This window comes from Pseudoalteromonas sp. Isolate3 (genome assembly GCF_022398505.1).
Taxonomy (GTDB): Bacteria; Pseudomonadota; Gammaproteobacteria; order Enterobacterales; family Alteromonadaceae; genus Pseudoalteromonas; species Pseudoalteromonas apostichopi.
In genome coordinates, this window is sequence record NZ_JAKEVN010000011.1 from 1 (window position 1) to 12,272 (window position 12,272).

11 protein-coding genes are annotated in these 12,272 nt (G+C 41.4%); 7 read left to right on the top strand and 4 right to left on the bottom strand.

Features of this window, described 5'->3' with window-relative positions; genetic code table 11:
* Positions 1-763: hypothetical protein (locus L1D46_RS04055; protein WP_239976849.1), on the bottom strand; the 763-nt coding region annotated here is incomplete at its 3' end.
* Between the two features lie 72 nt (positions 764-835).
* On the opposite strand from L1D46_RS04055, the gene glnE reads away from it, so the two are divergent.
* A complete protein-coding gene (gene glnE, locus L1D46_RS04060; RefSeq protein WP_178926616.1) occupies positions 836-3,622 on the top strand; it encodes a bifunctional [glutamate--ammonia ligase]-adenylyl-L-tyrosine phosphorylase/[glutamate--ammonia-ligase] adenylyltransferase in 2,787 nt (928 codons plus the stop codon).
* Here the strand turns inward: glnE and L1D46_RS04065 are convergent.
* From L1D46_RS04065 to tolC, 3 genes are all read right to left on the bottom strand, one after another.
* Complete coding sequence (locus L1D46_RS04065) at positions 3,619-4,194, bottom strand: TcpQ domain-containing protein (RefSeq protein WP_130049632.1); 576 nt, start codon at positions 4,192-4,194, stop codon at positions 3,619-3,621. The two genes, glnE and L1D46_RS04065, sit on opposite strands and share 4 nt — an antisense overlap.
* 59 nt (positions 4,195-4,253) lie before the next feature.
* The gene (gene lpxL, locus L1D46_RS04070) at positions 4,254-5,180 is read right to left on the bottom strand and encodes an LpxL/LpxP family Kdo(2)-lipid IV(A) lauroyl/palmitoleoyl acyltransferase (RefSeq protein WP_130049631.1); all 927 of its coding nucleotides are present in this window, start codon (positions 5,178-5,180) and stop codon (positions 4,254-4,256) included.
* A gap of 107 nt (positions 5,181-5,287) precedes the next feature.
* Positions 5,288-6,628, bottom strand: a complete 1,341-nt coding sequence (gene tolC, locus L1D46_RS04075) for an outer membrane channel protein TolC (RefSeq protein WP_130049630.1) — start codon at positions 6,626-6,628, stop codon at positions 5,288-5,290.
* 150 nt (positions 6,629-6,778) lie between these two features.
* Here tolC and L1D46_RS04080 point away from each other — a divergent pair, with 150 nt between their 5' ends.
* The 6 genes from L1D46_RS04080 to L1D46_RS04105 are packed head-to-tail and all read left to right on the top strand — an operon-like array spanning position 6,779 to position 12,269.
* Entirely contained in the window at positions 6,779-7,411 is a 633-nt protein-coding gene (locus tag L1D46_RS04080; protein WP_130049629.1) for an NUDIX domain-containing protein, read from the top strand.
* Positions 7,412-7,420: 9 nt separating this feature from the next.
* Complete coding sequence (locus tag L1D46_RS04085; RefSeq protein WP_130049628.1) at positions 7,421-7,879, top strand: DUF1249 domain-containing protein; 459 nt, start codon at positions 7,421-7,423, stop codon at positions 7,877-7,879.
* Complete coding sequence (locus tag L1D46_RS04090) at positions 7,866-8,648, top strand: metallophosphoesterase (protein WP_239976850.1); 783 nt, start codon at positions 7,866-7,868, stop codon at positions 8,646-8,648. Before L1D46_RS04085 ends, L1D46_RS04090 begins: the two co-directional genes overlap by 14 nt.
* Positions 8,633-9,193: a YqiA/YcfP family alpha/beta fold hydrolase gene (locus L1D46_RS04095; protein ID WP_130049626.1), complete on the top strand. Its 561-nt coding sequence runs from the start codon at positions 8,633-8,635 to the stop codon at positions 9,191-9,193. Before L1D46_RS04090 ends, L1D46_RS04095 begins: the two co-directional genes overlap by 16 nt.
* A 33-nt stretch (positions 9,194-9,226) precedes the next feature.
* The gene (parE, locus tag L1D46_RS04100; RefSeq protein ID WP_130049625.1) at positions 9,227-11,116 is read left to right on the top strand and encodes a DNA topoisomerase IV subunit B; all 1,890 of its coding nucleotides are present in this window, start codon (positions 9,227-9,229) and stop codon (positions 11,114-11,116) included.
* A gap of 52 nt (positions 11,117-11,168) precedes the next feature.
* Positions 11,169-12,269, top strand: coding sequence for a PQQ-dependent sugar dehydrogenase (locus L1D46_RS04105; RefSeq protein ID WP_239976851.1), 1,101 nt, complete (start codon positions 11,169-11,171; stop codon positions 12,267-12,269).
* The last annotated feature ends 3 nt before the right edge of the window (positions 12,270-12,272 follow it).

A 12,272-nucleotide genomic window follows, 5' to 3' on the forward strand; every position in this document is an offset into this window, starting at 1 on the left:
TAATAATATAGCTCAAAATATACAACAATACCCACATTGCACCGCAATGAGATACTAGAGTGAATAAATTTTCTACCATCTTACCACTAATAAAGGATGCACTGGCAAGACCAGCATAACCCGCAAGTGCTAGGCCAATAGACTTACCCGCATAGCGAATACCAATAGAAGTATTTTCAAGATTAAAATTACTTTGTAGCGATGCACCTTGGTTGGCTTTGGCAAAGCGATACTCTCGGATTTTACTATCAAGGGCAAACATACCTTGCAGCACAAAAAAGCTTACAGTGGCGATCAGCAAGCTGCTATAGCCTTGGGTATGGCACCAGTTATATAGACCAAGAGCAATAATACAGTTTGCGATTAACATGCCTGAGTCGACTAAAGCAGCACAGACATTTTGTTTTAATATGGCCGCTTCTTCGTTAAAGCGATGCAAAATCCATTTACGGTGAATTAAGTGACCTATTTTGATAAAGCTAAATAACAGCACAATAAGTAATAGGACCTTGAGCGGGTTAGACTGCGCTGCACTTAAGCTAATTTCATCAAATATATAGGCAATGGTAGCAATAACAACCATGATCTCACTGGCAAAGCTGATCCCCATAGCAAAGTTATCATGCTGTGCAAGCTCTTCTTTAAGCGCTTGTTTTGCTTTGATTTGCGTTAGAATACGTAGCAGTACTATAGTGACGCAAATTACAGCGAAACTAATAGCAATCGCGACTAAACTAGTGTTAGATAGTGATAAATATGACATGCAGGTCCCTGCTAAATAATTCTTTGATAATCATTCTAGTACGGTTATTGGCAAGTTAAAAGAGAGTATTTAATGAGTAATTTACACGCGCTTACCGAGTCACTACATCAGTTAGGCCAAACCCGCTTCGAGAGCCTGTATAAAGGGCAAGCGGAGCAAGAGAAAATTATTAACTTATTGTCTTTAAGTGACTTTGCGTGGAATTGCTTACAGTCTCAACCAGACCTAAAAGATTGGTTACTAGATGATAATGAACTCACTAACCGTAAGATTGAAGCTCCGTTAAACAGTGCTGAAATTAGCGAACTTGACGACAACGCAGCGATGGCAAAGCTGCGCTTATATCGCGAAAAGTACTGGTTGAAAGTGGCTTTTCTTGATTTGTGTTGTGCTAACCCAATTGCTGACAGTATTGCTTATATCTCAGCGCTTGCAAACCAGCTTATCGATAGTGCTAATCAATGGGCATTTGCACAAGTAGCTAAAGTCAGCGGCATGCCGCTTGATGATGACGGTAATGCAATGCCAATGTTAGTTTTAGGCATGGGGAAACTTGGCGGAGGAGAACTTAACTACTCATCTGACATTGATTTAATTTTCTCTTATCCACGCGATGTTGCAACACAAGGTGGTCGCCGCTCCATTGAAGCCCAGGTGTTTTATACTAAAGTGGCGCAAAAACTAATTATGGCGCTTAACCAAACTACGGTAAATGGCCAAGTATTTCGGGTCGATATGCGTCTGCGCCCATTTGGTGAAAGTGGGCCTTTGGTGATGAGTTTTAATGCAATGGAAGACTATTACCAAGAGCAAGGGCGTGAGTGGGAACGTTATGCCATGCTAAAAGGGCGTTTAATTGGTTCAGAAAATCGTTATTGGGACGAGTTTTATGAATTGCTTCGCCCGTTCGTTTATCGTCGCTATATTGATTTCTCGGTGATTGAATCGTTACGTAAAATGAAGCAAATGATTGCTCAAGAGGTACGCCGAAAGCGCCTTACAAACAATATTAAATTGGGTGCAGGCGGCATTCGAGAAGTGGAGTTTATAGTGCAAGCTCTGCAAATGGTGCGAGGAGGGCGTGAAGCTAATTTACAAACTCAGTCATTATTGGTTGCTTTAAAAGAGCTCGTAAACAACCAAGTTATGTCGAATAAAGAAGCTGAGTTATTAACACAGAACTATTTAGATTTACGTCAAATTGAGCAGTACCTACAGATTTTCGATGATAAACAAACGCAAACCTTGCCTGATGACGAGCTAAACCAACAACGTTTATGTTATTTGCTCAACAAAGAAGATTTTAATCAGTGTTTAATTAGCATTGAGCAGACCATGTCCCAAGTACATAGTGAATTCGAACAAGTGATTGGCTTTGAAAGTGAAACGGCGGATCCTTGTGAAAGTGAGTATATTAGCGCTTGGGAAATGACTGATGTTAGCCTGATGTGTGAGCCGAACCTTGATTGGCAACCGGCGCTCGAAGATTTTAAAGCGCGATTAACTAAGGCGAAAATTGGCAGTCGAGGTCGTGATATCCTCGATAAATTAATGCCGCTTTTACTTAAACAACTCACTGTAACTAAAGCGAGCTGTGATGCCTTTACCATGATTTGCCAAGTACTGAATAAGATCATTTCACGAACCGCCTACTTGGAGCTGCTATACGAAAATCCCGGTGCGTTAAATCAGCTGGTTTCACTTTGTTGTCATAGTAAATGGATAGGTGAGCATATTTCTCGCTACCCAATTTTACTTGATGAGCTGATCGATCCTCAGGTGCTCTATAAACCGACGCCTCTGTCTGCTTACAAAAATGAAATTAGACAGTATTTCTTACGCATTGAGCATGGTGACTTAGAATTGCAAATGGAAGCACTTCGTCAGTTTAAACAAACACATCAATTACGTATTGCCGCAGCAGATGCAACAGGTGTTCTTAGTGTAATGAAAGTAAGTGATCACCTTACTGCGCTTGCTGAGGCTATTGTAGAGCAAGCTGTAAATATAGCATGGCATGCCTGTGTTGAGCGCTTTGGTCAGCCAGCGAATACTTCAGAGCAAGAAAAAGGCTTTGCAGTGATAGCGTATGGCAAAACGGGCGGTTTTGAAGTCGGTTACGATTCAGATCTTGATCTTGTGTTTGTGCATAACCACGATGGTAGCAGTTACACTGATGGTGATAAGTCGATTGATTCTAGGCAGTTCTACTTAAAGCTGGCGCAGCGCTTAATGCACTTATTCAATACTCGCACCGCTTCTGGCATTTTGTATGAGCTTGATACTCGCTTAAGGCCTGAAGGAGCGTCTGGGTTACTGGCTATTAATCTAGAAAGCTTTTATCACTATCAACAAACTCAAGCATGGACTTGGGAGCATCAAGCACTAGTCCGCTCACGAATGATTTATGGGCAAACCTCATTGAGCGAGCGTTTTGCACAAATTCGCAAAGACGTTTTATGCCAAGCCCGCGATAATGAAAAGCTGAAAACAGATGTTGTTGAGATGCGTGAAAAAATGCGCGCTCACCTTGCTAAAGGGAATGATGAGCTATTTGACTTAAAACAAGATAGGGGCGGTATTACAGATATTGAGTTTATCACTCAGTACTTGGTGTTGAATAATGCTATGCAGCACCCTGAGCTAACTACTTGGTCTGATAATGTGCGTATTTTAGCTGATGCAGCTCGTTTGGATTGTATCAGTGAACAAATGCAGCAAGAGTTAATCGCTGCGTATATTGCGTATCGTTCACGCTATCATGTGATGAGTTTGAATCAGCAAGGGCGTTGTGCGCCACGTGCTGAGTTAACTCAGCACATCGACTTAGTAAGTCAGGCGTGGCAGCAGGTGTTTTAGCTTTTTAAGCGACGGCAGTTTTCGCGCACATAAGCAGAGGGCAGCTCGGTTATTACCGCTGCTCTTTGCTTAAAGCAGAAGTAAGTGTAAACCTCATTTTCGAAATCATCGTTGATGGCGCGGCCAACTTGGTAAAGTGTTGAGACAAAATTACTATCAACGCGAAAATGGTCTTTTACCACATAGTCTTTACTTAAATACCAGTACAGCACGATATCTTCGTGGCGGGCATAATCCGCGAGTACATCTTTTAGAGTATTACCACTTTCAAAACGACGTGGTTGAATCTCTCCAGTCCAGTTTGGCGATGAAGGATCGACTACTTTTTCACGTTCAAAAAGTGCTACATCAAGGCTGGTTTCTGGCGTAGGCAATTTAAGAACGTACTTATCTCGTTCGTTATTTTTGTCATTTACTTGGTTACGTAGTGCTGCATAAAAGCGCGATAAGCCTTGTGCCGCAGCATTCTTAGTATCTTTCATGTCCATTACTGGACCACTACCGAATAAAAAGTAAATAGCAGCAGCAATTAAAATAAATGCTAGTGATAAATGCTTAACCCAGAACCACATTTCTAATACTCTTGTTGTTGATTAGCTTTATAAAACCATACAAACAGCAAAATGTCACTCTACTTGTAATAAGAAGGGGCATTCTTGTCTGGACGGGTTTTAAAGCGGCGATGTAGCCACATGTACTGTTCTGGCGCTAAATCGATGGCTTGCTCCATACGTTGATTTACATGAGTAACATCAACAAGATCATCACCACTTGGGAAGTTTTCAAGAGCAGGTAACACTTCTAGGTGGTAGCGACCATTTTCATCACGACGACTAGTTAAACTCACCGTTTCGCAGTTGCGGCTACTTGAAAATAGCAGCGTCCCCGTTGTTGTTGCAGCTTCTTTTACCGCATAAAAGGGGGCAAATTCACAGCGTTTACGGCCGTAATCTTGATCTGGCAAGTAGTAGCAAACTTTTTTATTTTTAAGTGCTTTTAATAAGCCTTTGACATCTTTTTTGCCAATTAAGTATTCGTTTGAACGAAGACGACCGTTAGTCGTGAAATATTCCATCAAAGGGTTATTGTGTGGGCGATAAAAGCCAATACCTTGGTGTTTTACACCCATAATACGGCTCGCCATTTCTAAGTGTAAAAAGTGTGGCACAAGTAACAGCACACCTTTACCTGCTTGCTGAGCCTTTTCAAAGTGCTCAAGACCTTTAACTGAACCAAACACTTTATTGATACGCCACTGGGGCCACCACCAAGCCATGCCGGTTTCCATCATTGCAATACCAGTATTTTCCATATTTTTAAGTACTAATTCGCGTTGTTCATGTTCTGGCATATCAGGAAAACATAAACGAATATTCACTTCAGCAATATGACGGCGGCGCTTCATAAAACGGTGTACTAAACGACCAAGTAGTTTTCCAAGCGCTAGTTGTAATTTATGTGGTAACCAAGAGATAAGATATAAAAAGAACACGCCAACCCAAGTTAACCAGTAACGAGGGCCTAAAAAAGACGCCTTAAAAGGAGATGAACTAACCACAAAAAAATCTCTGAAAATAAAAAAGCTAGTTTAACTGTATGTCTTTAAAAATACAAAAAAGCCAGCACGAGGCTGGCTTTTAAATAAGGACTCATTAGAAGAAATTACTAGATTTCTTTTAAACCTTGGTTAATTGCCGCAAGGTCTTCGCTTGTTAGTGTACCAGCAGCTTGCTTCAAACGAAGTGTTGAAACAACATAGCGGTAACGAACGTTTGCTAAATTACTTTTTGCATTATAAAGGTTTTGCGTGCTGATCAGTACGTCTACGATAGTACGTGTACCAACTTCAAAGCCTGCTTCAGTTGCTTTAAGCGCACTTTCAGCAGAAACAACAGCTTGTTGTAGAGCTTTATAAGTTGCGATGTCAGATACCACTTGGTTGTATGATGTGATAACTGAGCGGGTTACTGCACGTAAGCTTGCTTCTAAGTCTTCACTTGCCGCGACATAGTAAGCACGAGCTTGCTCAGTTGCAGCGGTAGTTGCACCACCTGAGTAGATAGGCAGGCTAAAGTTTACGCCAATTTTAGCACTATCTTCACGTGGCTTATGTGAGTTACTGTTTAAGTCAGTTAGGCTGTCACCATATGAAGCATTTAATGTTAGCTTCGGATAATGCCCCGCTTTTGCTAAATCGATTTGATCTTTAGCAATATCAACCGTGACTTTTGAAACTTGCAGATTTAAGTTGTTGTCTTTTGCAATTTCGATGTAGTCAGTTGACTGTTTTTTAGGTGCAACCGTTGAAAACGTTTCGGTATTCAACATATCTAATTTAGCGTGGTATTTACCTGTGATTTCGCGAAGCTGCTCACGAGCTGTTTCAACACTATTCTTAGCAACAATTTCTTGCGCAACAGAGTTATCGTACTGAGCTTGCGCTTCGTGAACATCAGTAATCGCTGTTAAACCAACCGCATAACGTTCTTTAGTTTGTTGCAATTGGCGCTCGATAGCGCGCTTTTCTGCTTGTACGAACTCAAGGTTATCGATTGCACTTAGTACGTTGAAGTAACCCTCAGCAACACGAACGATTAAATCTTGGCGAGCAAAGTCGTACTGAGCATTTGCTTGTAGTGCTTGTTTATCTGCAATACCAAGTGAATTCCATGCGCCTAAATCAAACAGTGTTTGGTTTAAGCTGATACTACGGCTAAATTCATCAGGATCATAGTCATAACCGGTATAACCCGTTGCATCATTACCGTCATAAAGATCTGATTTGGTTGATTGGTAACCAAGGCTTAAACCAATTTGTGGTAATAGTGCACTTAACGCGCGATCGCTCTCATAGGCTTGCGCATCTGCTTGGGCTTTTGCTTTAAGTACGGTAGGATCGTTTGCCGTAGCAATCTCGTATACTTGCAGTAAGTCTTCAGCATAACTAGCTGTTGCAGTCAGTGCGCTTGAAAACCCGATCAGCGCAGCGAGTAGTGTTTTTTTCATTGTTCGTTCAGTCCTTAGACAATTTTGTACTGTCACCATGGTACTCTTTTTTAATGAATAACCAAAAAAAAATTACGTAAATCTGCATGTCCAAGTGTAACAGAATATAATTGGCCGTAACATTTACTTAAAACGTAAAGGAAATAGTGAATGAAAATATCAGCAATCTCACAATTTAACCATGATGACATAGAGTTAAAGCCGATTGAGCGTGTTTATGATGGTTTCTTTAAAATTAATACTTATCGCTTTCATCATGCATTGTTTGCTGGTGGTAAATCGGTAGAAGTTAAACGCGAAATATTAGAACGTGGTCATGCTGTTGCAGTACTTCCTTATGACCCTACGACCGACCAAGTTTTATTAATCGAGCAAATCCGAATAGGTGCGTTAGCATCCAAGCAGTCACCTTGGTTGCTTGAGTGTATTGCAGGCATGGCTGATGGCAGTACTGATTACGAAGATGTTGCTAAGCGAGAAGCATTTGAAGAAGCGGGCATTGAGCTTAATGAGCTAGAATTTATGATGTCTTACCTTTCAAGCCCAGGTGGTACAACTGAGCGTTTGTATTTATATTTAGCACGCACTGACTTAGCTGGGTATCAAGGTGGAATTTTTGGTTTAGATAATGAAGATGAAGATATCAAAACTCATGTAATGTCATACGATGAGGCTATGTTACGTTTAGAGCAAGGTGAAATAGACAATGCTGCCACAGTTATCTCATTACAGTGGTTAGCACTGAATAAGCAACGTATACTGTCTGATTGGAAAAACTCATAGGGGATTATTTTGTCGTATGTCAGTGCCCAGCAGCGTTATATTCAAAGCTTACCTAAGTATTTAACTTTGTGTGAGCATAACTATGTGCGTGCGCTTAAACTATTACCACATGAGCGTCGTGTAGGTCAGGAGCGAAAGGTGCAATTAGGCCATAGTACCTTTGCTGTTAAAGTTGACGATACAGCAAAATACACCACAGATATTTCTATTAGCCAAGAGGCGGGTAATTTAGCCTCAGTTAAGCCTTTGTATTTAACTGTGCGTATGTACCATGATGCGAAAGTAGCCGAAATTGTGCATCATGATTTTCATCAGCGTATTAAGCCTTCTTACGCTTATCCAAACCCGAACATGCATCAAAAAGATGAAAAATATCAGCTTAATGCCTTTTTGTATGACTGGCTGATTGCTTGTGTTGAAAATGGCCGAGCAGTTTTAAATTGGGATGTAAACAATGGCTTGGTTTAGTAATGCCTACCATTTTGATAAAACAGCGCTAAAAGTCGCTCATATCACTGACTGCCATCTATCAAAAGATACTAGTGGTGAATACTTTAGCGTGAATACGGCAGCATATTTTGCGCGTTGTTTACAGGCTATTGCTGAGCAAAATGCGGATTGTGTGGTGTTTGGTGGTGATTTAACACAAGATCACAGCAGTGAGTCTTATCAGCTTTTTGCTAAGTTAATAGCAGACGCAGCGCTCAATTGTCCGGTATTTTGGCTGCCGGGTAATCATGATGAACTTTTTGAATATGAAGCGCTTACAAGTTCACAAATTCTAAGTAGTAAACGTATTACCTTTTTAGGTGGGCAACTACTTTTGGTAAACTCAAAAGGTTCGACCCCTGCAGGCTGGGTAACACAAACACATTTAAATGAATTAAGCGAGGCGATAGGACAAGTCCCGAGCGTAGTGTTTTGTCATCATAATCCGCTACCTATTCAGGCTTACTTAGATAAGCATATGTTAGAAAATGGTCCGCAGTTTTTAAATACCTGTGTCAACAGTCAGCAGTGTATTGGCGTGTTCCATGGCCATGTTCATCATGAGTACACTCAAAACTACCGTGATCTCAGCGTGTTTGCGACACCAGCCAGTTCGATACAATTTACTAAGCACACCATGGCATGGCAGCAAGAGGACTTAGGCCCTGCATTTCGACTCATCAACTTAAACATTGATGGGCAACAAAATTTACTGTTAAGCACGGATGTAGTATGGCTAAACGAGTAATTTATATACACGGTTTTAATAGCTCTGAGCAATCTTATAAAGCAGTTCGTTTTGGTAAGCATATGGCGCAATTCGATGTAGATTATCAGGTGCCGCGACTAACTCATGAGCCGTTACATGCAATTTTACAATTAGAACAACTGTTAAATGATGATACTGTATTACTAGGTAGTTCATTAGGCGGTTTTTATGCGACCTATTTGTCGCAACGTTATTCGATACCCGCGGTGGTAATTAATCCTGCGGTTCGCCCATTTGAGTTACTCGATAACTATTTAGGGGAAAATTATAACCCGTATCAAGATAGTCACTATGAACTTGGTACTCGTCACATGGATGCATTGCGCAGTTTATATTTGCCGCAATTAGACACCCCTTCATTGATTTATTTGTTACAGCAAACGGGCGATGAAGTACTGCCTTTTCAGCAGGCGGTTAAATATTATTCTCAGTGTAAGCAACACGTTGAATTTGGAGGCGATCATAGTTTTATCGGCTTCGAACAAACCTTTGCAAGTATTGTAGATTTTCTTAAAATCACGTAAAACATAGCTAAGCGCATAAAAGATATAAAAACTATGAGTCAGCAAAATTATAACGCCGAAGCAATTGAAGTCTTAAACGGGTTAGAGCCCGTAAAACGCCGCCCAGGTATGTATACCGATACGGTTCGTCCTAACCACTTAGGTCAAGAGGTTATCGATAACAGTGTCGATGAAGCAATGGCAGGTCATGCAACAAAAATAGATGTCATCCTTCATGAAGATAACTCGCTTGAGGTTATCGATGATGGCCGTGGTATGCCAATTGATATACACCCAGAAGAGGGTATTCCGGGTGTGGAACTTATTTTTACCAAGCTGCACGCTGGTGGTAAGTTCTCTAATAAAAACTATCAGTTTTCAGGTGGTTTACACGGTGTAGGTATTTCGGTTGTGAATGCGCTATCGACTCGTGTTGAAGTTACCGTCCGTCGTGATGCACAGCAATTTCGCATGGCCTTTGAAAACGGCGATAAAGTTGAAGACTTAAACGTGATTGGCACTGTGGGCAAACGTAACACAGGTACAACCGTGCGTTTTTGGCCTGATGCCAGCTATTTTGACTCAGCTAACTTCTCTCTTACTAAGCTTAATCATTTATTAAAAGCCAAAGCGGTATTATGCCCAGGCCTGCGCATTAAGTTTACCAACAAGCAAACTAAAGAAAGCCAAGAGTGGTATTACGAAACGGGCTTAAAAGACTATCTAGTTGAAGCAGTTAAAGGCTTTGAAGTATTACCAAAAGAACCTTTTATTGGTGAGTTTTCAAGCTCAACAGAAGGCGCTGACTGGGCTGTTGTGTGGCTACCAGAAGGTGGTGAATCGATCGCTGAGAGTTATGTTAACTTAATTCCTACCGCTCAAGGCGGTACGCATGTCAATGGCTTGCGTCAAGGCTTGCTTGAAGCGATGCGTGAATTCTGTGAATTCAGAAACTTATTACCACGAGGCGTAAAGCTTACCCCAGATGATATCTGGGAGCGTTGTAGCTACGTATTGTCGGTTAAAATGCAAGACCCGCAGTTTGCAGGCCAAACGAAAGAGAAGTTATCATCTCGCTCATGTGCTGCGTTTGTCTCGGGTGTGGTGAAAGACTCATTCAGTTTATGGTTAAACGAACATACTGAAACCGCTGAATTATTAGCTGAGCTATGTATCTCAAATGCACAGCGCCGTTTACGTGCTGCTAAAAAAGTCGTGCGTAAGCGCATTACCTCAGGCCCTGCATTACCCGGTAAATTAACTGATTGTAGCGCTCAAGATAATGACCGCACTGAACTGTTTTTAGTAGAGGGTGACTCTGCAGGTGGTTCAGCAAAACAAGCGCGCGACCGTGAATTCCAAGCAATTATGCCGCTGCGCGGTAAAATATTAAATACGTGGGAAGTTGAGTCAGGGCAAATTTTAGCATCACAAGAGGTGCATGATATTTCTGTGGCCCTTGGTATCGACCCTGACTCAAGTGATTTATCTGGTCTGCGTTATAACAAAATTTGTATTTTGGCCGATGCTGACTCGGATGGATTACACATTGCCACCTTGCTTTGTGCGCTGTTTGTTCGTCACTTTCCATCGCTAATAAAACAAGGCCACGTGTACGTAGCTATGCCTCCGCTATTTCGTATCGACATTGGTAAAGAGGTTTATTACGCCCTTGATGAAGATGAAAAGAACGGTATTTTAGCGCGCATTGAAGCCGAGAAAAAACGCGGTAAAGTCAATGTTCAACGCTTCAAAGGGTTAGGTGAAATGAATCCGTTACAATTACGCGAAACGACCATGGATCCTAATACACGTCGTTTAGTGCAATTAACCTTGGACGAAGAAGAGCAAACTATGGAAATGATGGATATGTTACTTGCGAAGAAACGTTCGTCAGACCGCCGTCAGTGGTTAGAAGATCACGGTAACCGCGCTGAAGTTTAATAAAGTGTGTGGCAATCTAGTTTCTAGCAAAGAATTAAAGGGCAAGACAAAAATGAAAAAAATACTGACCTCAATATTATCGCTGAGCTTGTTATCAGCGCCTGTAATGGCAAAAGATATTCTTGATAAGTTAACAGTTACTGATGGTTTTTCTATTAGTCTGTTTGCTGATGATGTTGAAAATGCGCGTCAAATAGCGGTTTCAAAAAGAGGCATTGTTTACGCAGGTTCCCGTAAAGCAGGAAATGTTTATGCTCTGATTGATCACAACAGTGATGGTGTGGCTGATAGAAAAATGGTTATTGCCACAGGTCTTGAAATGCCATCAGGTTTAGCAATCAAAGACGGTGACTTATATGTGGCTGAAGTGTCACGAATCATTCGCTTTAAAGACATCGATAAAAACCTAAAAGATCCAAAATTCGATGTGGTTTACGACAAGTTTCCGACTGATCGTCACCATGGTTGGAAGTTCATTAGTTTTGCGCCAACGGGTGAGCTAATTGTGCCTGTGGGTGTGCCATGTAACATTTGTGCTGAAGACGACAAGTACGGTCGTATCTTTTCGTTAGATGTGGATACAAAAGAAATTAAAACAATCGCCAAAGGAGTTCGTAACTCAGTTGGTTTTGATTATCACCCTACAACTAATGCATTTTGGTTCAGTGACAATGGCCGTGACATGATGGGTGATGATATGCCACCTTGTGAAATTAACCGTGTTGGTGAAGGTGAAGAGGGCGCCCATTATGGTTTCCCTTATGTTCACGCAGGTGCAATTTTAGATCCTGAGTTTGGTAAAGGTAAAAGTATTGCCGACTACAAATCACCAGCTCTTGCATTAGGTGCTCATGTTGCACCACTGGGTATTCATTTTTATAACGGCAAGCAGTTCCCTGCGAAATACAAAGAACAGCTGTTTGTTGCTGAGCATGGCTCTTGGAACCGCAGTAAAAAATCAGGCTATAGAGTGATGCTAGCGAATGTTGAGCAAGGTCGTATTACTAAGTACACCCCGTTCATCACAGGCTTTATGCAAAACGAAGAAACATTTGGTCGCCCAGTTGCATTTGCAGAGCTTGCAGATGGCAGCTTATTGGTCTCAGACGACTTTGCTAACGCGATTTATCGTGTTAGTGCTAAGAAAAAATAGGTA